General features: G+C 42.0%; 22 protein-coding genes. 7 read left to right on the forward strand and 15 right to left on the reverse strand.

Annotated features, from left to right (window positions below; translation table 11 throughout):
- Positions 1-63: 63 nt before the first annotated feature.
- The 4 genes from spxB to HMPREF9186_RS04635 form a co-directional block, all read right to left on the reverse strand.
- The gene (spxB, locus tag HMPREF9186_RS04620) at positions 64-1,839 is read right to left on the reverse strand and encodes a pyruvate oxidase (protein ID WP_009731650.1); all 1,776 of its coding nucleotides are present in this window, start codon (positions 1,837-1,839) and stop codon (positions 64-66) included.
- A gap of 629 nt (positions 1,840-2,468) precedes the next feature.
- Positions 2,469-4,691: a heavy metal translocating P-type ATPase gene (locus HMPREF9186_RS04625; RefSeq protein WP_009731651.1), complete on the reverse strand. Its 2,223-nt coding sequence runs from the start codon at positions 4,689-4,691 to the stop codon at positions 2,469-2,471.
- 10 nt (positions 4,692-4,701) lie between these two features.
- The gene (locus HMPREF9186_RS04630) at positions 4,702-5,073 is read right to left on the reverse strand and encodes a cupredoxin domain-containing protein (protein ID WP_009731652.1); all 372 of its coding nucleotides are present in this window, start codon (positions 5,071-5,073) and stop codon (positions 4,702-4,704) included.
- 18 nt (positions 5,074-5,091) lie between these two features.
- Positions 5,092-5,487, reverse strand: a complete 396-nt coding sequence (locus tag HMPREF9186_RS04635; protein WP_009731653.1) for a CopY/TcrY family copper transport repressor — start codon at positions 5,485-5,487, stop codon at positions 5,092-5,094.
- A gap of 230 nt (positions 5,488-5,717) precedes the next feature.
- Between HMPREF9186_RS04635 and HMPREF9186_RS04640 the strand changes: the two genes are divergently transcribed.
- From HMPREF9186_RS04640 to HMPREF9186_RS04655, 4 genes are read left to right on the forward strand one after another with little or no spacing between them, the layout of a single operon-like run.
- Positions 5,718-5,996, forward strand: coding sequence for a hypothetical protein (locus tag HMPREF9186_RS04640; RefSeq protein WP_003008749.1), 279 nt, complete (start codon positions 5,718-5,720; stop codon positions 5,994-5,996).
- A 5-nt stretch (positions 5,997-6,001) separates the two neighbouring features.
- Positions 6,002-6,349 (forward strand): hypothetical protein, encoded by a 348-nt coding sequence (locus HMPREF9186_RS04645; protein WP_009731654.1) that lies wholly within the window; start codon positions 6,002-6,004, stop codon positions 6,347-6,349.
- Entirely contained in the window at positions 6,340-8,073 is a 1,734-nt protein-coding gene (locus HMPREF9186_RS04650; RefSeq protein WP_009731655.1) for a hypothetical protein, read from the forward strand. The genes HMPREF9186_RS04645 and HMPREF9186_RS04650 overlap by 10 nt, the downstream gene beginning before the upstream one ends.
- 4 nt (positions 8,074-8,077) lie before the next feature.
- Positions 8,078-8,716 carry a TipC family immunity protein gene (locus HMPREF9186_RS04655; RefSeq protein ID WP_009731656.1) on the forward strand — a complete coding sequence of 213 codons (639 nt, stop codon included), beginning with the start codon at positions 8,078-8,080 and terminating at the stop codon, positions 8,714-8,716.
- 163 nt (positions 8,717-8,879) lie between these two features.
- On the opposite strand, the gene HMPREF9186_RS04660 is transcribed toward HMPREF9186_RS04655, so the two are convergent.
- From HMPREF9186_RS04660 to HMPREF9186_RS04710, 10 genes are all read right to left on the reverse strand, one after another.
- Entirely contained in the window at positions 8,880-9,512 is a 633-nt protein-coding gene (locus HMPREF9186_RS04660; protein WP_009731657.1) for an SGNH/GDSL hydrolase family protein, read from the reverse strand.
- Positions 9,513-10,361 carry a Cof-type HAD-IIB family hydrolase gene (locus HMPREF9186_RS04665; protein WP_009731658.1) on the reverse strand — a complete coding sequence of 283 codons (849 nt, stop codon included), beginning with the start codon at positions 10,359-10,361 and terminating at the stop codon, positions 9,513-9,515.
- 136 nt (positions 10,362-10,497) lie between these two features.
- A complete protein-coding gene (locus tag HMPREF9186_RS04670) occupies positions 10,498-11,076 on the reverse strand; it encodes an HD domain-containing protein (protein ID WP_009731659.1) in 579 nt (192 codons plus the stop codon).
- Between the two features lie 225 nt (positions 11,077-11,301).
- Positions 11,302-11,844, reverse strand: coding sequence for a ClbS/DfsB family four-helix bundle protein (locus HMPREF9186_RS04675; protein WP_009731660.1), 543 nt, complete (start codon positions 11,842-11,844; stop codon positions 11,302-11,304).
- A 40-nt stretch (positions 11,845-11,884) separates the two neighbouring features.
- Positions 11,885-12,727, reverse strand: coding sequence for an AraC family transcriptional regulator (locus HMPREF9186_RS04680; RefSeq protein WP_009731661.1), 843 nt, complete (start codon positions 12,725-12,727; stop codon positions 11,885-11,887).
- Positions 12,728-12,875: 148 nt separating this feature from the next.
- Positions 12,876-13,598, reverse strand: coding sequence for a DUF554 domain-containing protein (locus HMPREF9186_RS04685; RefSeq protein ID WP_009731662.1), 723 nt, complete (start codon positions 13,596-13,598; stop codon positions 12,876-12,878).
- Positions 13,599-13,621: 23 nt separating this feature from the next.
- A complete protein-coding gene (locus HMPREF9186_RS04690; RefSeq protein ID WP_009731663.1) occupies positions 13,622-15,286 on the reverse strand; it encodes a MutS-related protein in 1,665 nt (554 codons plus the stop codon).
- Between the two features lie 3 nt (positions 15,287-15,289).
- On the reverse strand, positions 15,290-16,633 hold the full coding sequence (locus HMPREF9186_RS04695; RefSeq protein ID WP_009731664.1) for a CapA family protein: 1,344 nt from the start codon (positions 16,631-16,633) through the stop codon (positions 15,290-15,292).
- A 675-nt stretch (positions 16,634-17,308) separates the two neighbouring features.
- Positions 17,309-18,244: a peptide-methionine (R)-S-oxide reductase MsrB gene (msrB, locus tag HMPREF9186_RS04705; protein WP_009731665.1), complete on the reverse strand. Its 936-nt coding sequence runs from the start codon at positions 18,242-18,244 to the stop codon at positions 17,309-17,311.
- A 493-nt stretch (positions 18,245-18,737) separates the two neighbouring features.
- A complete protein-coding gene (locus HMPREF9186_RS04710; protein WP_009731667.1) occupies positions 18,738-19,673 on the reverse strand; it encodes a dihydroorotate oxidase in 936 nt (311 codons plus the stop codon).
- Between the two features lie 376 nt (positions 19,674-20,049).
- On the opposite strand from HMPREF9186_RS04710, the gene gdhA reads away from it, so the two are divergent.
- On the forward strand, positions 20,050-21,396 hold the full coding sequence (gene gdhA, locus HMPREF9186_RS04715; RefSeq protein WP_009731668.1) for an NADP-specific glutamate dehydrogenase: 1,347 nt from the start codon (positions 20,050-20,052) through the stop codon (positions 21,394-21,396).
- A gap of 280 nt (positions 21,397-21,676) precedes the next feature.
- Positions 21,677-21,997, forward strand: coding sequence for a hypothetical protein (locus HMPREF9186_RS04720; RefSeq protein WP_009731669.1), 321 nt, complete (start codon positions 21,677-21,679; stop codon positions 21,995-21,997).
- Between the two features lie 192 nt (positions 21,998-22,189).
- Here the strand turns inward: HMPREF9186_RS04720 and HMPREF9186_RS04725 are convergent, their stop codons facing one another.
- Positions 22,190-23,038: a mechanosensitive ion channel family protein gene (locus tag HMPREF9186_RS04725; protein WP_009731670.1), complete on the reverse strand. Its 849-nt coding sequence runs from the start codon at positions 23,036-23,038 to the stop codon at positions 22,190-22,192.
- 137 nt (positions 23,039-23,175) lie between these two features.
- On the opposite strand from HMPREF9186_RS04725, the gene sstT reads away from it, so the two are divergent.
- Positions 23,176-24,393 (forward strand): serine/threonine transporter SstT, encoded by a 1,218-nt coding sequence (gene sstT / locus HMPREF9186_RS04730; RefSeq protein WP_009731671.1) that lies wholly within the window; start codon positions 23,176-23,178, stop codon positions 24,391-24,393.
- The last annotated feature ends 52 nt before the right edge of the window (positions 24,394-24,445 follow it).

Below are 24,445 nucleotides of genomic sequence, written 5' to 3' on the forward strand. Positions count from 1 at the left end.
TCTCTCTATGAAAATCAATGCATAAAATCTACAATGTTTACATTTGATTTTCGACGAGAGAAATTATTTGATTGCGCGTGATTGCAACCCTTCTTCTTCCAAGAAGAGGCGGAATGGTACGAGTTCTTCTGCTTCGTATTTTTCCTTGAAGGCTTTGATTGCTTCTTCTGAGTGTTGTTTTGGATCCAACTCAAGTACTTCTACTGGAAGTGGACGGTGTTGAGTGATGTGAGCATCGATCACAACAGTTTTACCTTCTTTGTTCAATTTAACAGCTTCTGCAACAACTGCATCGATGTCTTCGATACGGTCAACTGTAAATCCAACAGCTCCTTGCGCTTCAGCGATTTTCGCATAGTCAGCATTAGGGAAGTCACAACCAAACAAGTGTTTGTTTGTGTCTTCGTATTTGTCCTTGATGAAGGCATATTTACCATTTGAGAAGACAACGTTGATAACTGGAAGGTCGTATTGAACGTTTGTGATAACGTCTGGGTAAACCATGTTGAAGGCTCCGTCACCCATGATGTTCCATACTTGGCGATCTGGATTGTCTTTCTTAGCAGCGATACCACCAGGAAGGGCAATACCCATTGTCGCAAAGAGTGGAGATGTACGCCACATGTTCTTAGGTGTCATGTGAAGGTGACGAGTAGATGTTTGAGTAGTGTCACCTACATCGATTGAGTAGATAGCGTCTTGATCAGCATGTTTGTTGATTGCATTGTAAACTTGATACAATTGCAATTCACCCTCAGTTTTACCTTCGAGTTTGTTCATGTAATCACGCCAGTTTTGGTTGTTCTTAACGTTTGCACGCCACCATGGAGTAGATTCAACTGGGTTTACTTTATCAAGGATAGCTTTAGCTGCTTGACCTGCATCACCAAGGATTGAAGCGTCAAGAGCGTGACGTTTACCAAGTTTGTAAGGGTCGATATCCACTTGGATGAATTTTTCAGTGTTTTTGAATGCTTCGTAAACTTCAGCAAATGGGAAGTTTGAACCAAGGAAAAGAACTGTATCTGCTTCAAAGACCACTTCGTTGGCTGGTTTCCAACCAACACGGTAAGCAGAACCTGTCAATCCTTCGTAGTTCCATTCAAAGGCTTCAAAGTTTTTACCAGTTGTGATGATTGGTGCTTTGATTTTACGTGACAATTCAGTGATCACTTCACCAGCTTTCACACCACCGTAACCAGCGTAGATCACTGGACGTTCAGCATTGTTCAAGATTTCAACAGCTTTGTCGATTTCAACTTCGTTCAAAGCAGGAGCGATGAATGAACGCTCGTATGAACCTGATCCATAGTATGAGTTTTCGTCGATTTCTTGGAAACCGAAGTTTACTGGAATTTCAACGACAGCTGGACCTTTTTTAGAAACGGCAGCACGGCAAGCTTCGTCGATTACTTTTGGCAATTGCTCTGCGTAAGCTACACGTTTGTTGTAAACAGCGATACCGTTGTACATTGGGTTTTGGTTCAATTCTTGGAAGGCATCCATGTTCAATTCGTTAACTGGACGTGATCCAAGGATAGCAAGGAATGGAGTGTTATCCATAGCTGCATCGTAAACACCGTTGATCAAGTGAGTCGCACCAGGTCCACCTGAACCAACTGCAACACCGATAGAACCGCCAAATTTAGCTTGCATAACCGCTGCAAGAGCACCTGTTTCTTCGTGGCGAACTTGCAAGAAACGGATATCTTTGTCTTCAGCCAAAGCGTCCATGAGTGAGCTAAGTGTTCCTGATGGGATCCCGTAGATGGTATCTACGCCCCATGTTTTCAATACGTTAAGCATTGCTGCAGATGCAGTAATTTTCCCTTGAGTCATTCTAACTCTCCTTTAAATCTATTTTGATCCTTTAAAATGCAGCATAGCGCTTCTACTTCATCTTTGCGATCATCTCGCCTTGAAAATGAGTTTTTTCTGACTTTTCTCATGAAAACGATTTACAAAACGATTACAGTATTAATTTATCACAAAGAGATTCACATGTATAAGGATCTGCTCAGAGATGCTCAATCCCTATTCCATAACAGATGCTCTTTTTGAGAAATTTTCACAAACTATCCTACAATAGGGTATTTTACTATAATTTAATGCCCCCTCTTTTCCCTTAGAGCTGTAAGGAAAGATAAAAAAGTGCTACAGCATGCTGTAGCACTCCGAACGTATAAAAATGATTTTTTATATAAAATAATATAAAATAAGAAAACTCTGTAAAAATAAAAGTACTTCCCTATTGTTTTCATTATTTAAATATATCCTGAGAATTTCCGCCGTGAGAAAAGCGCTAGAAACAACTGTGTTTCTAGCGCTCGGGAGTTTTGGAACCTTAGGTCCAAAACTAAGTCATGGAACTTCGTAGAAGTTCGCTGACGTCCGTACTCACCTAAGGAAAATCTCAGGAAAGATTTTATCTTCACTCTACGTGATATGTGTATCACTTTTTGTTCCCATTAATCAATTTTCGCAACATTGAGAAGCAGCGAGCTAGTCAAAACAGACAAAGAACTAAGGGCCATAGCAAGACCTGCTAGTTCTGGATTGAGGGTCAATCCCAGTCCTACAAAGACTCCAGCAGCAATTGGAATCCCAAGGATATTGTAGATAGAGGCCCAGAAGAGATTGAGTAAGATCCTGCGGAAGGTCTTTTGACTCATGTCAAAGGCGCGCACAACGCCAAGCAAATCATTTTGCGTGAGCACGATGCCACCGGACTCGATCGCAATATCCGTTCCAGATCCCATAGCGATCCCCACATCCGCGATCGAGAGAGCTGGAGCATCATTGATCCCATCTCCAACAAACGCGACCTTGCTAGTTTCTTGCAGTTTTTGGATGGCGCTAGCTTTTTCTTGAGGAAGGACATCAGCAATGACGGTGTCAATTCCCACTTGCTTTGCAATAGCTTGGGCCACCCGTTCATTATCCCCCGTTAACATGACCGTTTTCAAGCCCCGTTCTTTGAGCTTTTTGATCGCTTCTTTTGAGCTGGCCTTCGGAGCATCTTGAATGGCAATCAAGCCAATCACTTGCCCATCCACAGACAAACTGATCACTGTTTTGGCCTGCTCTTGCAACTCTACCATCCGTTTTTCAAGCTCCGGATCCATCGCTGTCCCGTCATGAAGTTTGCCATTTCCCAAGGTCACCAACTGCTGGTCGATCTGACCTTGGACCCCTTTTCCTTCAATCGCTTGGAAGTTTTCCACAGGGGATAACACCAAACCTTTTTCTTCTGCTTGGGATAACACCGCTTGGGCTAGTGGATGTTCTGAAAAAGTTTCAAGACTAGCAGCCAGTGTCAAGACACGCGCTTCATCTCCTACAACATCGGTTACAAGTGGTTGGCCAATGGTAATAGTCCCTGTCTTATCAAACACAACGGTTTGAATCTTTTGCACTTCTTGAAGAACTGTTCCATTTTTAATCAGAACCCCCATCTTGGCACTACGGCCGGTTCCGACCATCAGGGCTGTTGGGGTTGCTAAACCAAGGGCACAAGGGCAGGCAATAATGAGGACAGAGACTGCATAGAGCATGCCCTCTTGAAGCGACGCGCCCAGAAGCACGGACCAAACCCAGAAAGTCGCAATGGCAAAAATCGTCACCACTGGAACAAAGATACCTGAAATCTTATCCGTCAAATCTTGAATGGGAGCACGACTGGATTGGGCCATTTTGACAAAGTCCACAATTTGAGATAAGAGGGTCTCACTACCGACTTTTTCAGCCTTAAAGAGAATGGTCCCATTGCTGTTGATAGTGGAGCCGATAACTGCATCACCAACTGATTTTTCCACAGGCAAGCTTTCACCTGTCACCATCGACTCATCAATGGTCGTACTTCCTTCTACAATCGTCCCATCAACCGCGATCTTTTCCCCAGGACGGACCCGAATCAAGTCATCAATTTGGATATCTTCCGCCGCCACCTCGACATAGTTCCCATCACGGAGAACTTGAGCCGTTTTTGCCTGCAAATCCAACAACTTTTCCACAGCCTCGGAGGCATTGTTACGCATCCGTTCTTCAAAGATTTGCCCTAAGAGGATAAAGAAGATGATAAAACCCGCAGCCTCAAAGTATACTGGCTGACCAGTAAAAAGGGCAAATACACTATAGACATAGGCTACCAGGGTTCCAAGAGCTACCAAGGTATCCATATTGGAATGGTGCTTCTTAAATGAGGCCCAGGCACTCTTGATAAAAGGAACTCCTGCTACCAACATGATCGGCGTTGTCGCTAGAAAAGTCCCCCAGCGACTGACTGGATGGGATACAAATCCTGCCATCATCCCGATCATCAAGATCAATAAGGGAAGAGTAAAGATACTAGTAATCCAAAAGCGACCCAGTAAACCTAAGACACGACGGCGTTTTTCCACAACCGTGTAGGAACCCTTTTGCATCTTCATTCCACATGAAAACTCGAAGTCCCCTGTTTCTATCGGGGTAAAGGATATCACCTTATCCACACCGACTTCCAAAGGCTCTAAAATCCCCTGATCTTCAAACAAAATTTCCTTGTAACAGCCGGAAGGATTGACCCGATGGAAGGTGATTTCAGCAGGGATCCCTTTTTGAAGTTGAAATTCTTTGGGACTATAGCCTTTTTCTGCTGTAATACGGATCTTTTGCACTCCGTTTTCCACAACTGCTTTTTGTTTTTCTACCATACCTACTCCTTTATTCCACAATCATGTGACCATGCATCATGTTCATTCCACATGAATACCCATATTCGCCCGCTTTTTCTGGCGTAATTTCAATGACATGTTTTTCACCTAAAGGCAAATCTTCATGAACGCCAAAATCTGGAAAGATCACTTGAGCCAGACATGAAGATGGATCCTTGCGATTAAAGATGATCCGGGCTGGAACATTTTTTTTCAGGACAATGGTTTCAGGCGAATAGCCCCCCATGACTTCGACTTCAATTTCTTGATAACCTGATTTCTGACGAGCGTGGCCGCTTACCTTTTCATGCTCTGCAAAGAACCACCAAGCAATAAAAGCAACCAAAAGTAAACAAACAATACTAATCAACAATCCAAACATGGAATTTCCTTCTTTCTATTACATACAATTGCAAGGGACTGTTTCGACAGCCTCTGCTTTCTTTTCTTCCAGGACCTGCTGCAGCTGATTAAGATCTGCAAGCGTAAAGTCACTCTCCTGAATCAAGTTTTCAAGCACCTGGACAATCCTTTTGGAGCAAACCTTGTCTTTCACCTCCTCAACGACCAAGTCTAAACTCTGGTCCTGCTTCAACAAAGCCGAGTAGACAAAGGCTTTGCCTGATTTTTCTCTGGTCAGACAGCCTTTCTCCACCAAGCGCGTCAAGAGAGTCTTGACCGTCGACTTCGACCAGTCAAAGCGCTCGGACAAGACTGCGATCAAATCCCTGCTGGTCTGCTTGCCTTCCATCCAGATAATCTTCATGATGCGCCATTCCGCATTGGAAATTTGCATGGTTTCTCCTTTCAAAATCTACATTTGTAAACCTTATGATGTTATTTTACACCTAAGATTTACATTTGTCAACCAAAAGTTTTAAAAAAAACAAACCTTCCTTTGAAGATTTGTCTGGTTGGGCTTTTTGCTATATCATTCGTATCTCTTCTACATGGAATATAAATGTCTTTTCCTAAAAAGTATGATAAGATAGAACTTAAAATGAATTGTTAGAGGAGGAACGTATTATGGATAAAGTTCAAATTAAGTCCAGTCCAATAGAAGCTCAGGCTGCTATTGGTGAATTACTTGGTTTAGATGTATCTCAGAAAGACAACAAACAAGTAGAGTTTAGTTATTCTTCTGGTATTACAGGGATGGAAAATGGTAAGGAAGTGACCAATCAAATGCTTGAAGCAGTTGGAAAATTTAGCGAAGCTGTTTTAATTCAGGCCAATAAATTTCCTCAAATTGCTGAAACAATGGAAAAAAGAGATATTGAGCAGGCTCAACGTTGGAGGAGTTAAGTCTAGTGAAACAAGACATTAATGAAAAAGAGAGAGATAGACTATTTCACCAAATAGTTCAACTCGAACATGAAGAAGATGAACTTCGCAATTTGAAAAAACGTCGTGAACAATCTTTGGAGAATTTTATAGAGCAATTTAGAAACATTTCTATTAATGCAGAACAAAGATTATCAGTAAATTTACAAAATCAAAGATTCATCCAAGAAACGAGAGAGCTAGAATTGAAAGTTGAACAATATGTGAATAATCAGATTGACGGCTTTGATTATGAAGCAAAGAAATTATTAAAAGATATAGACATGAAAAAAGAAAAGTTAATACATGAAAGGAATAGTCTACCATGGGAATAAAGTATAGTTCTTCAGAGTCAAGTTCATTGATTGAGGCAATGAATAGTAATATTGAGATTGCAAATGTGATAACAGATAGACTCTCTAGTGGTAGCGATCATTTAATTTCTGCACTTGAATCAGGTAAATTACAGGGTGCAGCATACACTGCAGGGAAAAATTTATTTTCAGAGATCATCATTCCATCAATAAAAAAACTTCAATCTGCCATAGATGACATTCAGACAGAGTTGTCCTCATATAAGAGTGCAGATGCCGTCATTTCAGGATTTGGCGAGTTAGATTTAGATGATTTGAAAACTCAGAAAGAAACAAGAGAAAAACAGTTAGCAGAAGTGAAATCACAGATAAGGGAAAACGAAAAATTTTTGAGTCTAACGGGTGCTCTAATTACTGGGAAATTAGGAGATCATATTTCAAAAAATAATGCCTTGCATGAATTGGAATACCAATTACAGATGGGGATTGACGAACTAAAAGATAAAATTGAGAAGTTAGAATGGTTTGTGTTACAGGTTTCTCAATATTTCAGTGATAGCCTACAAGTTTTATCCTTAGCAATCCAAGGAGCAACACAGCTAAGTAAGATTATTGTAGATAATAATGGTAACTATTATGTAGACGGTATAGACATGACTTGGTTTGATAAAATGAAGGAGCAGAAGATTGAGATGCACAAGTATTTATCATATAGCCAAAAGAATAAATTTGTACAACAGTTAGAAGAACAATATGGATTCGATAGAGAGACGAGCGAACAAATTGCTAACATATCTAGATTAATTGATGAAAAATTTCCAAATTTATCTCAATCGGAACGTGATCAACTTTTGTTGGTAACACTAGGAAGTTTTGTATATACAGAAGGACAACAGAATGCTAATACAACGTTTGATAAGATTATAGGATTTTTAAGCGATACAAGTTGGACTAATGTTGCTGGTACACCTTCGGGAATAACAGAGCTCCCAGTTGATGGAAAATTGCTGTTAGAACTTTTAGGGGTATCTGATAAACAAATAGCTAAGTTACGATATAATATTCGTTTGCAGAGTCAAATGGCATCGGGACAACTTGAAAATTATGATGAGATAGATGATGAAAAGGTTTGGCAATCTTATAAAGATAATTATGAAAAAAATAATTCAGTTAAAGTGAGTGAAGAATCATTTAAAAAGGAGTGGAATAAAAAGTATCAGTCTTTTAAAGGAAAAGGGGACTTTGCTCACTTTGCAATTACATCAGCAACGAATTTATATGATAATCCTAGAGTAGTTGACTTGACAAAATTCGGGCATGAGAATGTTAACGATTTTGCAGGTTGGTTAGGTGATGCGACAATTACTGATAGCAATGATATTAGTTTTGGTAATGACGACTATAAAGCAGACTTGGATGCGGTAAATATCACCCAAAAATTGAAAAGTGAAAAAATATCTTATATTGAGGCTTCAAATGAGTACTACTCAGAAATGAAACGAGGTGAATACACTCGTGCAGAAAAATTTGTAGAATATAAACCGATAGAAGAAATTAAACAAAAGATTTTTGTAAAATTATTGCCAGATAATATGAAAAATGTTGAGGATCCTGGTATGCAATCGCATTTTGAATTACCCAGCGAGGAACAGTGTATGGACTATCTACAGAAAAATTACCCAAGTACTTATAATTTCATTCGAAATATTGAAACAGGTAATCAAGAATTGACAGATGTGAGGTGATTGGATGAAGAAAAAAAGACTACTACTTATTTCAATTTTTATAGCCTTGTGTTTATCTTTTGGTGGCTTTCAGTACTATAAGCATCAGCGGATTCACAATATTTTTGATGAAATATATTATGAGAAGAGTGATTACCAGAATATTGAATTTTTATGGCGTAAAAGTGTGTTTAATAATTTAAATGATGTCCATATTACGGATAATGATTCAAAGGATGTTTATAAACATAGTGTTGAATACACAGCATCATCCTTGCCTAGAAACATTGGGAAATTAGGTTATCAATTTTATTTTTCGAATTATAGAGCACCCGAAGTTTTTATTTTTATGAGAATAAAACTCCCTGAGACAAAAAATACAATAAATGTAAGTTATACATATAGTGTAACAAATAAAAAAATGGAACGCTATATGTGGTATCACGATGAAAATAGCGTGAGATATTATCGTAAGTCTCAAGTAGAAGACTTTCTGGCAGAGCATGGAAAGACTGTTGAAGACATTCGCAAGGAAGCAGATGATGTACTCCGTAATAAAGTCCTGAAAGATTGGACCTCCATCTACTCCAGCCGCTTTAGCACCAAAAATTGGGGCGATGTGACCGTCAAGGATATTTGGAGAGATGATTTATCGAAGAACTAGAAAATAAGTTATTTCTTTCATAACAGAAAAAGCGAGCTTTGTCATGAAGCTCGCTTATTTGTATGCATAAAAAATTGGGTTAACTCTAATTATAGACAAGCCAAAAACCATGTAAACCATGGCTTTTACTGTTAACGCTAGTTCCCCGCTACAGACGCTATCTCTATACTATCTCCTGCAAAGCTTGAGCTAGGATGCGGTAACCGGCCACACTTAGATGGAGACCATCTGTCGTATAGGCTTCTGCTAACTGCCCCACTTCATCCAATAAAGACGAATACACATCGACATAGCTGACCTGGTGGTAGGCTTGGGCCAATTCTCTGTAGGCCTGATTGAGGGCTTGAATTTTTTCATTGGTCCGCACATAGACCTTTTGTTTGTAGCGCTCTTCTTGACTCACCGGTAAAACCGAGATCAGGTTGATGTGGGTCAGTGGAAAAGCCCGCATAATTGCTTGTAAGACCGCTTCTACATTGTCTAAGGTTTCCTTTTGAGGAATTTCTTTTCCGATGTCATTGGTCCCGATCAAGAGAAATATCTGATCCACCGCCGTTCCAAAGACATGGGCGTCTAGATGCTTACGAAGGAGATCCGTCTTATAGCCTCGTACTCCTCGATTGACCATGTGTTTGGGTCTTTGTAATAGTTCATGAATGGGGAAATACTCTACGATGGAGTCTCCGATAAAGATCAAACCAGGCTCCTTCAGAGGGGTTTGATTGAGCTCCCGATAAGTTGTTATGATTTTCTCCTGCTCCTTTAAGAGCCAGTCTTCTAACAGTTGTACCGCCATCTACTTCTTTCCTTTCACTTGTTCCCAGGGGGTCAATCCTAGATACTCTTCGATCACTTGGTAGACACCGCCTTCTTGATGGCTCGGTGCTGAGTGCGTCGCGACCGCCTTGACAGCTTCTTCTGCATTGGCCACCGCATAGGAGTGACCAGCCATTTCAAGCATTTCCATGTCGTTTCCACTATCCCCAAAGGCCATGACCTGACTAGCATCAAGCTGCCATTTCTCCATTAATTGAGCCAGTCCCCAAGCCTTGTGAATACCTGCTTGCAAGAGATCCATGCTGCCGAAACCGCTCGAAACCGCCATGAGCTGATCTCCAAAAGCCTGTTGGACTTCGTGACTCACTTGATCAAGACGATCCAAGCCAACCACCAAGCTCATTTTAAGCACCTGATCAAACAAATCGGCTGTCAATTCCGGAACAAACTTCATTCGCTTGTACAAGGCTTCAATCACTTCCGGCTGCATGAATTTTTCAACTTCTGTAAAGACCGTTCCTTCCTTGACAAAGCCACCATTGACAGCTGATACAACCAACTGATCTGAAATTTCCCGGCCCTTAAAATAAGCAAGAACCGCCTCCACCAATTCCCGATCCCAGAATTTTCCTAGAATCATCTGGTCATTCTCAAAAATCCGAGCTCCGTTGGCGACGACCAGGGTCACCCGCTTGACCAAGGGACCCAAGAGCTGGCGCATGCGATGGATTTCATTTCCCGTCGCAATGACAAAGCGAATCCCTTTTTGATCTAAGTGGTCCAACAGCCTCTCCAGACGCGGAAGGTCCACCTCTCCTCGTTCATCTAATAAGGTTCCATCCATATCTGTTGCAATCAACTTAATCATACAATCTAACCTTTTCCCTTTCATAGGGTGCAAACTATCTGTTCCCATTATACCACAGATCAAGCAAGTCAAAACCACCCGTGAAAACAGGTGGTTTACTTTTAGTCTGAAAGTTGCTACTAAAGACCAAGTGATATCATAAATATACTCCCTTTTCTACACTTTCCTGAACCAACTCTTCCGTTAGTTTCCACAACTCTTTGGACTCACTTTTTATAAATTTTTTCTTTTCTAATACCATCTCGGAACGGATATGATCGGGATTGTAGTTTACTTCTGATGCTTCCAAGTGATTGATCAGTGTTACCAATGCATCAATCACTCTTGCATATCTTGCCTCAGGACTCTGCCCTTTTTCAAACTCCAACCACGAATTTTTCATATTCAAATAGGTTGCTTCCGGAAGGAGGCTCATTGTTTTTTCTATAGATGCTAGCTCTCTATCATGAGCATGAACCTTTTTTTCATCATCAAACACCCAAGTATCTCCGGCATAAATCTCACCTAAATCATGAATCAATAACAGAAACATGACCTTTTCCATATTCAATTTTTCAGGATAATAATCTTGAAAGACCATCGCAGCTATCGCACCCTGCCAGGAATGCTCGGCACTATTTTCGAACCGTCCATCAAGGGTTCTATTAAACCTTGTTACTGACTTTAATTTCTCGATTTCTTTAATAAATTCAACTGTCTGATTCAAATCACTCATGGCGACTCCAACCTCCCTATTCGAAATTATGACTATCATACCAAAAATCAGGGTTTCCATAAATGAATTCCCGTATTTGCAAAAAGATAATGCCCCTCTTTTTCTAATTCCGAGAATTGATTTGAAATGAAAAAGAATGCTGATAAATCAACATTCTTTTTAAGTATTATTTGCAAAAAACAAGATATTTTGTCTGTTTAGCTACCAAAAAGATACCATATCTGCTTATTTTTTCTTACAATTTTTTTGATGTGCTTTTAATTTCTTCATCGCCCAATCATAATGACTTGAAGTAGCGCTTACAAAATACGAACCAAGTACACTTCCTCCTACCCACTTATAGACATCTTTTGAAAACAATTCTTCGTTTGTAAATCTCTCAGCTAATTCTAAAACACCTTTATGGGATTTATGAAACATTTCTTTTGCATCTTCAAGAGAAGTATTTTGATGTTTTTTCCAAAACTCGACATTCATATCTCCATAAGTTTTCCAATTATATGGAGCTGGAATAAAAGGTTTTGCCACTCCCTTTAAATTTGTATCTACCCAATTCAAAAGAAGTTGGTGCCATTCATATAAATGAATCAAAATATCTCTTAAATTTTTGTCTCTTTTCCAATGAGCCTCTTTCTTTTTTTCATCACTTGAAAAGTCAAGAGGTGTGTTTAATTCTTCGTCAGATAGCTTAGCAATTAATACGTTCAACTTATCATAGTTTTCTTTCGCTGCAATCATTAAATCTTCTTTTGTTCTTGGTCTTGGCATAATATTTCCTCCTACTTTACGCTATATCTCAATATGGTTTTTAAGCTTTAGTTATCGGAATCCAAAGTTCCATTTTGTAGTCTTTGCTGTGCATATCACCTTCATAGTAATATTCAAAGTCAGATTTTCCTGAATGAACATAGCCATGCTCAGGGAAGAATACTTCCATTGCATATTTCCACCCGTTATGAATGCACTCCGGAACACTTCCTACTAATTCTACAACTGCATACTCTGCTTCTTCCACTTCCAAAACATCTAAGCCCATACTTGTGGCTTTATCTACATCATTAACGATATAACCAGCCATATAGTTTATTGTGCTTGGGTTTTCCACATCATGGCAAACGCCAACACTTTGACCGTTTCCCAAACTTGCAAGTTCATCGTGGCTATATTTTTCATACAGCTTATCCCAGACACTTGGACATAATGATGAATTGATGCTTTGTTCATTTACCCCTGCAACTGTAAATGCTTGTTTCTTTTGAATTGTAATGTTCATGCTTCTTCCTCCTCTTACACTTAGTGCTAATTGCACTCGTGATACTAATTTGAATGGTTTTCCATTCCTTACCTCAGAAGGAGTAAATCCATGAAAATATTTAAAAGCTGTTCCAAATGAATCTGATGACTCATATCCAAATTTGAAAGCAACATCAATAATTTTTTCATCCGTATTTCTTAATATAACGGCTGCTTCCGTCAATCTTCTGCTTCTTAAATATTCTGAAAGCGTTGTTTCAGTCAGAATAGAAAACAAGCGACTGAACATTGAATACGAATATCCGGATAACTGAGTTACTTTCTTTTCATCAATTTCATCATCAAGAACTGTTTCAAGATAATCAATCGTATCGTTAAACGACTTGATAATATTCATTTCGATTCCCCCTTTCCTTCAGTTTATTTTAGTATAGAGGAAGATTTCTTTTCTTACCCTACAATATCCGTACAAGTTTTGTAGGTTTCATTTCATAGAAATTTATACCTTGCTAAATTCAACAAATTCAAATAACACTTTTGTTTTATCAATAAATCCATCGAAAGGCCCAAATAATGGCAATCAGCACTGCCGGAAGAAGATTGGCGACCTTGATTCGTTTGCCCCAGATGAGGTTGATCCCAACACAGAGAATGAGGCTGGAGCCAACTAGGGACAGATTCGAAAGGGCTTGTGGGGTCATGATCGGTGCGATCAAATGGGCCAACAGCGTGATCAAACCTTGAAGGATCACGAGTGGAACCACTGCAAAGATCGCACCCTTTCCTTTTGAAACGGTCAAAACCAGAACAATAACCATATCCAGAATAGCCTTAGCCAACAAGGTCGAGGTGTCACCTGTCAAGCCATCCTGGACTGCTCCGACTACCGCCATAGCCCCGATACAAATGGTCAAGGCCGTGGTCATAAAGGCATCAACAAAGCTGGAATCGCCTTGGTTGCCCGTCTTTTCCTTCAGCCAGGTTCCCAGGCGCTCAAAACCCTCCTCAATCTTCAAGAGTTCCCCGATAACGGACCCGATTACTAGACTCAGAATCAACATCATACTGCCGTGACTCTCCACATGACTTCCATGCACCACCAGCATCTTTTCCAAGGTCCCTGCGATGCCCAAGACAAAAACAGCAACTCCTGTCACTTTCAGAAGGGTCTCATGAAAATCTTCTGATAAACGTTGACCGATGAGCAGTCCTAAAAGCCCTCCAAATACAACTCCTAAGGCATTATAAAAGGTGCCTAAACCGATCATTTACAAACTCCTTCGTTCATTTTTCATTCTTTTTCAATTTCTTTCAAAGACCAGTGCCCCGTCTCTTCATACTGGTCAATCAAGTTCTTGGCTGTTTGCGTAATCTCCTCTGGATAATGCAAGCTTTCTAGAGTATTGACCGCATTCTTGGTTACGGCTGATCCTGGCTTGATCTGGTAGTCAAAGACGATCTTGCCATCCACATAGCGACTGTCAAAATGGTAATTATCATTGACTTCACCGGAGGCTGCGACCAGCTCAATATCATGGCTGGAAATCATGTAGAGGCAGTTTTGGGTAGCTAACCAGCGGACAATCCCAAGGCCTGATCCAATCCGCTCGATCGTATTGGTCCCCTTAAAGAGCTCATCAATAAAGAAGTAGTGAAAACCTGGCTCTTTCAGATGCTGAATCATACGCAAAATAGCTTTGCTCTCCATGATAAAGTAGCTATCTCCAACTTCAATATCATCGCTTACATCCATAGCCGTTAGGACATGACCGTAAGGCAGGGCCAAGGATTCTCCATAGGCAAAGCCCAGCCCTTGAGCCAGAATAGCATTGATAGCGACGGTCTTCAAATAGGTCGATTTCCCAGACGCATTGTCCCCACTGATGACCATATTTTTTTGAAAATGCACATCATTTGCAATCGGATTGGACAGCAAGGGATGATAGAGCGTCTCACCTTCAATCCCACCCGTCTCTGTAAAAACTGGCTGACAGACCACTTCTAGATCCCGCTTATGGCGCAAGAGACTTATAGCGACTTCCATCTCCCCTAGCAGATCCAGAAGTTTCTGGGCCTCTTTTTGATAAGCCTTCACCTGATTGTAAATATAAACCTGAGCGATCTGCGGGAGTAAAAAGAGGTCATTGAGGTAGAGGAGAACAATTTCCATCTCAGAAGTCCCCGTTGGACTCTGCAAGACACTGGCAAGGATCCGCGTTTTCTTAAAGGCTTTGACCGCTTGCTTGAGTTCTTCTTGTTGTGGTAAAACTAGATGGCTCAAGCGTTCTGCCGAAGCAAAGATGCGGACCAGATAGCTAACATTGTCCAGACGGTTTTTATTGGACCAATTGCGCAAACTTGAAAAGACGATATTAAAGATCACACTGATCACCAAGAGGGTAATCGCCCCAACTGGCTCAAAGGGAATGGCAAAGAGACAGAGGAGTGGAAGACAGGCCAAGGCTATATAGAGGGGTAAACCTGCATAATGCTTGCCAGGATTTGCGACAATGCTACGCGCCATGTTGTGGTTCTTCTTGCCCAGTTGGTTGAAAATGACCTGGACCTTGAGCCGCAAATCCGGTTGCTCTTCAAAGAAGGCTTCTAAGTCATGAAGCTGATCCTGAGGCTGGAATTCCAGCAGGCGCATTTTTTGATAGAGAGCTTCTGCCCCAAGGCTCGATTGGGTGTAATTGAGCTGATCAAAGACCGCATCCAAAGCCAAATCATGCCAGGTCTGATCATCCACTTGGCTATCAATCGTCCTTCCCTTAGCTGGATAAGCCAGACTGTCTATCAAACTTTCTTCCGTGTCTTTCTTACGAAAGAAAGGCGCTCCATCCCAAGCTTTTTTCAGCTTTTGCTTGAGGCGGATGGCCGTCAGAAATTTGGTTGCCCAAATCACCAACATCAATCCTAGAATCCCAAGCGGAATCCAGTTCACATTTCCTTCCATGCTCTATTCCTTTCCACTCTGAGGCCAGTCCAAGTGAACATGTTCCTTCATTTCTCGGTAAGCCGTGTCCACTCTCTCCTTGGTCTCCTCATCTAACTTGTCGCGGTATTTGCCACCCTGGATAAAATCTTCCAAAATATAGGTCTGGTACTTGTACAACTCATAGCCTTCAGGAGAATAGGCCCCCTTCGGAGTTCGACTAACCCAGGTTGGATGAGCAGTAGCCGTCTTAATTCGTGTCTTGCGGCCGACCTTTTCGATGGTCACATCCATCAAGACTCCTCGCTCTGTCCACTGGGCAGTCTCCACGTCCCCCATGGTTTCCAGACGCTGATTAGAAAGGAAATTCCCCATCGAGTAGATGATGAGCTTGTTTTGACCATCTTTATTGACCACTTCAGCAGGCTCTACAACATGAGGATGTCCGCCAAAGATAATATCAGCTCCCCATGAAATCATCTTATGGTAGAGCTCTTTTTGCTCTTCTGTCGGCTCCAACTGGTATTCGATTCCCATCTGGGGCATGACAATGGTGATATCAGCCTCTTGCTCTGCCTTTTGGATCTCCGCCTTCATCCGCTCTTCATCCAAATCAGACAAGGCGTCTGCTTGCTCCTCTGAAGTGAGCGTCGTTTCCATCCCATTAAAGCCGTAAGCATAGGCTAGAATAGCAATCTTGATGCCATTCACTTCCTTGATCACCAAGGGAGCTTGCCCTCTCTTTTCATGCGTGTAGACACCGACAGGTGTGATGCCTGCATCTTCAAAGGCCTTGGCTGTCGAATAGACCCCATCAAGGCCTGAATCCAAGATATGGTTGTGTCCCAAATCCATGACATCATAACCAGCATCCTTGATGGCTGGTACGACTTCGCTCGGCGCATTAAAGAGAGGATAACCTGACAAATAGTAATCCGGGTTAATAGTTCCCTCAAAATCACCCAAGGCCAGATCCGCTTTTTGTAGCCAGGGTTTGACATACTCATAATTTTCATGAAAATCATAGCTTCCGTCTTCTTTTTGCGCGCTCATATAGACCAGATCGTGGTAGAGCTGGTCTCCATTGGCCATGATCCGCGCTGTATGAGGAATCTGCTCAGCCGGTGTATTTGCCTTGTACACAACCTCTGGCCGTTCGGTTGCGGTGATCGGAAAGCCTTGAAACTTTTGCACCCATAAGATAGCATTGGCCACGATAAAAACGACAGACAAGAGCACATAGACAAACTGTTCATTGGTCAGCTGAATTCTTGAAAAGAGACGATCAAAAACCCAATCAAAGGCCGCCGATAGCTCTTTTCCCATCGTTTTGATGATCCCTTTCATATTCTCCCACTTCTCTAACATTCCTACCTCTTCTTCGTATCTGATTTCCCCAATGATCCGCCAACAGATGGAGTTGTCATTGAAATACTTTCTCTTCATTGTATCACAATTTTTAAGAGGAGAAAAAAAGTTCTGCAAAACAGAACTTTTAAATGATTGGATAGTAAAAGAATGGTTTCTTCAAAGCAGAAAACATCATCACGATTTTCAACTGATGCAAGCATCTACTGAAACTTTCCGCTGTGAGAAAAGTGAGAGTGGGACAGAAATCGGTCATTCGTTAGAATTCGATTTCATCGTCCCACCTCCGCACAGTTGAGTAGGGCTGTAAAAGCTGATGAAATCAGCGTAGTAGAGCCCACTCAACCACTGCGTCTTGCTCGATAATCCAAAGACAATTGAGAGGCTAGGACTTTTGTCCCAGGCACTCGGGAGTTTTGAAAGTAAAACAGTTCGGGGAACTGTTTTAGCCTGAGCCTAAAAATTGAAAAGCGAAGGGGTTCAAAACGAATTGAACACGGGCTGCGGATTGTGTCAAAAAGATAAGTTTTCCTAGAATCAAAAGATTCTGCGTCAAACTTCCTATTTTGACTGTATCCGCGGACGCCCTTTGTATCATAATTTAGTCATGGAACTTTTATGAAGTTCGCTGACGTCCGTACTCACCTAAGGAAAGTTTCTAAGATGCTTTTTCTATTATTTCAATGTCTTTAACAAATAACCATATCCTTTTCGCTCCATTTCCTCTTTTGGAATAAAGCGCAGAGAGGCCGAATTGATACAGTAACGAAGGCCTCCTTGCTCTCTTGGCCCATCGGTGAAGACATGGCCGAGATGGGCATTGCCGGAGCGGGACCGAACTTCGATCCGCTCCATCCCGTGGCTATGGTCCTGGTAATAATGGACGACATCTTTGGCAATGGGACGAGAGAAGCTTGGCCAGCCACAGCCAGACGTAAACTTATCCTTGGCAAAAAAGAGAGGTTCCCCAGTCGTAATATCCACATAGATGCCCTCTTCAAAAGTCTGGTCATAGGCATTGTGGAACGGGCGCTCCGTCGCGCTTTCTTGGGTGACTTGGTACTGTTCTGGTGTCAATTTTGCCTTTAAGGTTTCTTGATCTGGTTTCTGATAGGCTGCCGGATCAATCAAGGGCTGCTCAGCATCCGTCACATCGATATGGCAATAGCCTCCAGGATTCTTCTTGAGGTAGTCTTGATGGTAGTCCTCCGCCAAAATATAGTGGCGCAAGGGTTCCAACTCAACCACAATTTTGCGGCCCAGTTGCTTCTCCTCTTCCGCAAACACTCGGGCGATCACCTCACGATCCGCCTCGTCCAGGTAATAGACGCCCGTTCGATATTGGCGACCTCGATCATTTCCCTGCTTGTTAATAGACAAGGGATCGATCACACGGAAATAGTAGAGCAGAATTGCGCGTAGAGTGATCTTGTCTGGATCGTAGATGACTTGTACGGTCTCTGCATGATCCGTTTCCTTGATTAATTGGTAATTGGTCGTTTCTACCTGGCCATTGGCATAGCCCACCGTCGTCTGTTCTACACCGGGGATCCGTGAAAAATACTCCTCTAAGCCCCAAAAACAGCCCCCTGCTAGATAAATCTCTGCCATCTTTTTTCCTCGCTTCCTGCATTCTCTATTTGGAACGCTTGACATCTATTAGCTCCATCATAATCCAAGAGCCTCAGATTTTCAAGGATTCTGCATCAAAAATCCCTTCTACTATACTAGTAAAAGGGATAGAGGCATTCCCACTTATTTTTCAAATAAGAAAAAGAGTGAGTAATAGAAATTCCAAAACGAAATGCTTAGCTGATGTAGAAAATCATGAAGGACTACCATGACCAACACCTCCTTTGAATATCTGTGGATAAACACAAAGCTAGCATCAACTACAAAACCACCGTCGGTCCATACACCTGCAGTTGAGGCTTCACAACCTCGTAATGCCAGTGATCACAAACTCCTTCTCACCTCCATTGTACTCCTTTTTCTCTCTATATAAATGGAGAATTCCTAAAACTAGGAACAGAATGCACTCTCTGGATAAGAAATCTAAAAAAACTTCCCCAAGAATCTACTTGAGGAAGTTCTTTTAGAAAGATTAGTCAATGTAGTGCAATTTCCCACGGAAATCTTCCAGGCTTTGGTAGCCTTTTTCCTCCATAATAGCTTTGAGCTCAGCTGTAATACGCTCGAAAGCCCCAACTCCTTCTTTATGAAGTGTGGTTCCGATTTGCACCATACTAGCGCCACAAAGGATATGTTCAAAGGCATCGCGACCAGTCAAGACCCCACCGGTTCCCACTATCTGAATTTCTGGATTCAAACGTTGGTAAAAGGCATGGACATTGGCCAGAGCAGTTGGTTTGATGTACTCGCCACCAATTCCACCAAAACCGTTCTTCGGACGGATCACAACGGATTCATCCTCGATATAGAGGCCATTTCCGATCGAGTTGACACAGTTGACAAACTTGAGCGGGTATTTGTTAAAAATCGTTGCAGCTTGATCAAAGTGGACAATATCAAAGTAAGGTGGTAACTTGATCCCAAGAGGTTTGGTGAAATAGGCAAAGACCTCTGACAAGATCCGATCAGTCGTCTCAAAGTCATAAGCAATCTGAGGTTTTCCAGGGACATTAGGGCAAGAAAGGTTCAGTTCTGTCAAGCCTTTAAAGTCGCTGTCTTGCACCTTTTTCAAGATGGTATGGGTCTCTTCGGGCGACATGCCGACAAGAGATAAGAAGAAGGTCCGGTCAGGATCTGTTTCTTGCAACTCTAATAGGTAATCCAAATAATAATCCAATCCTTGGTTAGGTAGCCCCATCGAATTGATTGAGCCAAGTGGCACATCTTGGTAGCGTGGCTCTGGATTTCCAGCACGGAATTCCAGAGTTGCTGTCTTGGTCACAAAAGTCCCAGCAGCTGAATTCTTCACTTCCTCTAATTCCTCAGTAGTCATACAGGCTACACCTGCCGCATTCATCAGGCAGTTGTCAAATTCAAAACCAGCAATTTGCGTCTTTGTCGATACCATCTTCTTCTCCTTGAAATGAATTCTTACAGCCATTATAGCACGAAAAGAAGGATTCATGGCTAGAAAACTAAAAAAGAACAAGGATCGTCCGGAAATAGTAAGAAATTACTCAAGAAGGAGTAGCTTTTTTCCCTGAGAATAGCTAAAAATCGTATCATCATTTCAAGCGGACTCAGTCTAAGATAGGGATCTTTTTCCCATCGTCTATCAGCTGTGAAAATTTTCAGAAAATTCAACTTTTTTCTTTACAAGTCAAAAAAAGTCTGTTATAATGATCCACGTAATAAAACATGACATTGCTTTCAGCAGTGCCTCCATATACCAGTATGTTCGCTAACCTACTGGCATTCGTTTCAATAAAAAAAGGAGAAACAAGATGACAACTGCAAAAGAATATATCCAAAGCACTTTCGAAACCGTAAAAGCTCGCAACGGCCATGAAGCAGAATTCCTTCAAGCTGTCGAAGAGTTCCTTAGCACTTTGGAACCTGTATTTGAAAAACATCCAGAATACATTGAAGAAAATATCTTGGCTCGCATTACTGAGCCAGAACGCGTGATTTCTTTCCGTGTTCCTTGGGTTGACCGTGATGGAAAGGTTCAAGTAAACCGTGGTTACCGTGTTCAATTTAACTCAGCTGTCGGTCCTTACAAAGGCGGGCTTCGTTTCCACCCAACTGTTAACCAAGGGATCTTGAAATTCCTCGGATTTGAACAAATCTTCAAAAACGTCTTGACTGGCCTTCCTATCGGTGGTGGTAAAGGTGGATCAGACTTTGATCCTAAAGGCAAGACTGATGCGGAAGTGATGCGCTTCTGCCAAAGCTTCATGACTGAATTGCAAAAACACATCGGTCCTTCTCTTGACGTGCCTGCTGGTGATATCGGAGTTGGTGGACGTGAGATTGGTTACCTTTACGGACAATACAAACGCCTTCGCCAATTTGACGCTGGTGTCTTGACTGGTAAACCTCTTGGTTTCGGTGGTAGCTTGATCCGTCCAGAAGCAACTGGTTATGGTTTGGTTTACTATACGGAAGAAATGCTCAAAGCCAACAGCGACAGCTTTGCTGGTAAGAAAGTCGTGATCTCAGGTTCTGGTAATGTAGCTCAATACGCGCTTCAAAAAGCAACAGAACTTGGTGCAACTGTCATCTCTGTCTCTGACTCAAACGGTTATGTCATCGACGAAAACGGTATTGACTTCGACCTGCTTACAGACGTCAAAGAAAAACGTCGTGCTCGTTTGACTGAATACGCTGCTGAAAAACCAACTGCTACCTACTACGAAGGATCTGTATGGACTTACGCTGGTCACTATGATATCGCTCTTCCATGTGCAACTCAAAACGAGATCAATGGTGAAGCAGCGAAACGCTTGGTTGCTCAAGGCGTAAAAGTTGTTTCTGAAGGAGCCAACATGCCTAGCGACCTTGATGCGATCAAAGTCTACAAAGAAAACGGCATCCTTTATGGACCTGCTAAAGCTGCCAATGCTGGTGGGGTAGCTGTATCTGCTCTTGAAATGAGCCAAAACAGCCTCCGTCTTTCATGGACACGTGAAGAAGTGGATGGTCGTTTGAAAGACATCATGACCAACATCTTCAACACTGCTAAAACAACTGCAGAAACTTACGGACTTGGTAAAGATTACCTTGCAGGTGCCAACATCGCTGCCTTTGAAAATGTCGCAAACACGATGATTGCACAAGGTCTTGTATAATCAATCGATATTTTTCTTTGAGACCTTCGGGTCAAAGCCTCTCAACTCCTGAAAGCATTCTGTTTCAGGAGTTTTTTGTAGCTACTGATCTCTTTAGGGACAATTGATCCCAAGGGAAGAAAGTCATTTTTAAAGAAAGGAATCTTGACCATCATTAGTGGTGAGAGACTTGAGTCTTGTCTTTTTCTGTATCTTTTTCTAAAAAAATTTTATTTTTTTACGTTCCCCCCTTGCATTTTTAATAAATTAGTATTAAACTATAGCAAAAGGAGGTGCGCTTATGTTTCATTTTGCTCAAGACAAGTCAACTACCATTGAGTTCCTTAAGTCTGAATTGATGCAACTGCTTTCTGATATGCGTCAGGAGATTGCAGCAAGCCGTCAAGCACAGACTTGTACTGCTTGCCAGCACATCCAACACTGCATTAACAAGATCCAAAGGGCAAAAAGTTCCGTAGCCATAGCCCTCACCATCGAATCACTGGATCTTGAAATCACTGCCCTATTGCGCAAGCAATTATTGATCTTACCACCTGAGGCTCGAAAGATTTGGGATCAGATTAAATATTTGGATGACAAATACTGCCACTTAAGATCGTAACATCGATTAAAAAGAGAGTGGGACAGAAATCGGTAATTCGTTAGAATTCGATTTCGTCGTCCCACCTCCGCACAGTTGAGTAGGGCTGTAAAAGCTTATGAAATCAGCGTTGTAGAGCCCACTCAACCACTGCGTCTTGCTCGACAATCCAAAAACAATTAAGAGGCTAGGACTTTTGTCCCAGCCTCTTTTTTACATGATTCCGTTATTTCCTGTTGGAAGGTTGATTCCTGCTTCCATCAAGGCATCATGATAGAGTTTATAGTAAGTATGATAAACAGTAACCTGGGTTCCATTTTGAGCGGTCATAGCAATACGGAAGGAATAGCGACCATTTTTTTCGATCTGTGGGCCTAAAATGGTAGGGCCTGTCAATACTTCTGGATGCTTGTCTTGTTGAGACTGATTGACCTGAGCGATAACCTGGTAGATCTTGTCGAGATCTGTATTCGCATCTAGCGGAATATCCACCAGCACGCGCATATCTCCACGCGAGAGGTTGCTGACGACAGTGATATTGCGGTTTGGGACAAAGTGGAGACTCCCGTCAAAATCACGTACTTGAGTTGTCCGAATTCCCACACTGCTTACGATGCCGGCAATATTAATAGAACCATTGGTAAGTCGGACATTGTCCCCCACATCCAGCTGGCGTTCTAAAAGGATAAAGAAACCATTGACCAAATCGGAAAGGAAGCCCTGGGCTCCCATCCCGATAGCCACCCCAGCAATCCCAGCACCAGCCAATAGACTAGAGACTGGAAGACCCAGGATCGACAAAATCCAGTAAATCAAGATAAAATACAAGCAGTAGTTCAAGAGACTCTCTACTAAACGGAGAATGGTTTTTTTACGGGCTTCATCCTGCACCGTATACTTAAAGGAAGGAGTTAATATCCGCTTGACCAGGCTATGGATGACCTTTTTAGCGATGAAAAATAAGAGAAAGACAAAAATCAGGGAGATGCATTTTGAAATTAGATCATCAAAAATCTTTGTCCAGTCTATTTTACTGAAATAACGTTGGAAAGCTTGACTCATTTATTCGGGCCCTTCTAGCAAATAATAGTATGATTATATCAAATATTCGGAAATATGGCTATTTTTTGAAAATTTCATTGCTTTCACCCCCTAACTATCGTATAATATTCCTTAATTATTTTTTAAGGAGGCCTTACATGATTCATCGACTGATTACCACTTGGAATAAAACCAACCTTATGAAAAGGATCGCAATCGGGATTGTACTTGGTGTCGTTCTAGCACTTGTATTTCCGAAAGCAACTGGGATTGGACTCCTGGGAGAGTTCTTCGTTGGAGGGCTCCGTGCCATCGCACCCCTTCTGGTCTTTGCGCTCGTCGCAAATGCTCTCTCCCAACACCAAAAAGGAACAGAGACCAATATGAAAAAGGTCATCGTCCTCTATCTCTTAGGAACCTTTGCGGCAGCCTTTATTGCTGTCTTGGTCAATTATCTATTCCCAATCACCATTACCTTAACTGGGAAAGCGGCCGAAGGCTCCTCTCCAAATGGAATTGGCGAAGTCATTAGTAACCTTTTGCTCAAGATCGTCGACAACCCTGTCAATGCCTTGCAACAAGCCAACTACATTGGGATCCTTTCTTGGGCAACTGTCTTTGGAATTGCCATGAGAGAAGCCAGTGAACATAGTAAAGACCTCTTGCAAACCCTAGCAGATATCACATCAAAAATTGTCGAGTGGATTATCAACCTAGCTCCTTTTGGGATCTTGGGCTTGGTCTATACGACGATCGCTGGCCAAGGACTTAGCGCACTGAGAAACTATGGAATTCTCTTGCTAGTCTTAGTGGGAACGATGGCTTTTGTCGCTCTGGTCATCAATCCTTTGATTGTTTTCATGATGATCCACAAGAACCCTTATCCCCTTGTTTGGAAATGTCTTCGCGTCAGTGGGGTGACAGCCTTCTTCACCAGAAGCTCAGCGGCGAACATTCCTGTCAATATGCGCCTTTGTGAAGAGCTGGGTCTCAATCCAGATACCTACTCTGTTTCTATCCCTCTTGGATCGACCATTAACATGGCAGGTGCAGCGGTAACCATCAATACCTTAACCCTTGCAGCAGCCAATACTTTAGGGATTCAGGTTGACTTTGGAACGGCGCTTATCCTCAGTGTTGTGGCAGCTATCTCAGCCTGCGGGGCATCCGGAGTTGCGGGAGGATCTCTCCTTCTGATCCCTGTTGCTTGTAGCCTCTTTGGCATTAGCAATGACTTGGCCATGCAAGTCGTCAGTGTCGGCTTTATCATCGGGGTCATTCAAGACTCTTGCGAAACAGCCCTCAACTCATCAACAGATGTACTCTTCACAGCAGTCGCTGAGATGAGTAGCTGGCCAAAAGAAAAACGCTATTAAAAGATCCTATCTCAAATAGACAATAAAACCCAGACCTCGCGATCTGGGTTTT

Source organism: Streptococcus sp. F0442 (assembly GCF_000314795.2).
Lineage (GTDB): Bacteria > Bacillota > Bacilli > Lactobacillales > Streptococcaceae > Streptococcus.

What these genes read in the sequence shown, in the direction of transcription:
- spxB (WP_009731650.1), bottom strand. Translation starts at nt 1,839, where the DNA reads ATGACTCAAGGGAAAATTACTGCATCTGCAGCAATGCTTAACGTATTG.
- HMPREF9186_RS04625 (WP_009731651.1), bottom strand. Translation starts at nt 4,691, where the DNA reads ATGGTAGAAAAACAAAAAGCAGTTGTGGAAAACGGAGTGCAAAAGATC.
- HMPREF9186_RS04630 (WP_009731652.1), bottom strand. Translation starts at nt 5,073, where the DNA reads ATGTTTGGATTGTTGATTAGTATTGTTTGTTTACTTTTGGTTGCTTTT.
- HMPREF9186_RS04635 (WP_009731653.1), bottom strand. Translation starts at nt 5,487, where the DNA reads ATGCAAATTTCCAATGCGGAATGGCGCATCATGAAGATTATCTGGATG.
- HMPREF9186_RS04640 (WP_003008749.1), top strand. Translation starts at nt 5,718, where the DNA reads ATGGATAAAGTTCAAATTAAGTCCAGTCCAATAGAAGCTCAGGCTGCT.
- HMPREF9186_RS04650 (WP_009731655.1), top strand. Translation starts at nt 6,340, where the DNA reads ATGGGAATAAAGTATAGTTCTTCAGAGTCAAGTTCATTGATTGAGGCA.
- HMPREF9186_RS04655 (WP_009731656.1), top strand. Translation starts at nt 8,078, where the DNA reads ATGAAGAAAAAAAGACTACTACTTATTTCAATTTTTATAGCCTTGTGT.
- HMPREF9186_RS04660 (WP_009731657.1), bottom strand. Translation starts at nt 9,512, where the DNA reads ATGGCGGTACAACTGTTAGAAGACTGGCTCTTAAAGGAGCAGGAGAAA.
- HMPREF9186_RS04665 (WP_009731658.1), bottom strand. Translation starts at nt 10,361, where the DNA reads ATGATTAAGTTGATTGCAACAGATATGGATGGAACCTTATTAGATGAA.
- HMPREF9186_RS04670 (WP_009731659.1), bottom strand. Translation starts at nt 11,076, where the DNA reads ATGAGTGATTTGAATCAGACAGTTGAATTTATTAAAGAAATCGAGAAA.
- HMPREF9186_RS04675 (WP_009731660.1), bottom strand. Translation starts at nt 11,844, where the DNA reads ATGCCAAGACCAAGAACAAAAGAAGATTTAATGATTGCAGCGAAAGAA.
- HMPREF9186_RS04680 (WP_009731661.1), bottom strand. Translation starts at nt 12,727, where the DNA reads ATGAATATTATCAAGTCGTTTAACGATACGATTGATTATCTTGAAACA.
- HMPREF9186_RS04685 (WP_009731662.1), bottom strand. Translation starts at nt 13,598, where the DNA reads ATGATCGGTTTAGGCACCTTTTATAATGCCTTAGGAGTTGTATTTGGA.
- HMPREF9186_RS04690 (WP_009731663.1), bottom strand. Translation starts at nt 15,286, where the DNA reads ATGGAAGGAAATGTGAACTGGATTCCGCTTGGGATTCTAGGATTGATG.
- HMPREF9186_RS04695 (WP_009731664.1), bottom strand. Translation starts at nt 16,633, where the DNA reads ATGTTAGAGAAGTGGGAGAATATGAAAGGGATCATCAAAACGATGGGA.
- msrB (WP_009731665.1), bottom strand. Translation starts at nt 18,244, where the DNA reads ATGGCAGAGATTTATCTAGCAGGGGGCTGTTTTTGGGGCTTAGAGGAG.
- HMPREF9186_RS04710 (WP_009731667.1), bottom strand. Translation starts at nt 19,673, where the DNA reads ATGGTATCGACAAAGACGCAAATTGCTGGTTTTGAATTTGACAACTGC.
- gdhA (WP_009731668.1), top strand. Translation starts at nt 20,050, where the DNA reads ATGACAACTGCAAAAGAATATATCCAAAGCACTTTCGAAACCGTAAAA.
- HMPREF9186_RS04720 (WP_009731669.1), top strand. Translation starts at nt 21,677, where the DNA reads ATGTTTCATTTTGCTCAAGACAAGTCAACTACCATTGAGTTCCTTAAG.
- HMPREF9186_RS04725 (WP_009731670.1), bottom strand. Translation starts at nt 23,038, where the DNA reads ATGAGTCAAGCTTTCCAACGTTATTTCAGTAAAATAGACTGGACAAAG.
- sstT (WP_009731671.1), top strand. Translation starts at nt 23,176, where the DNA reads ATGATTCATCGACTGATTACCACTTGGAATAAAACCAACCTTATGAAA.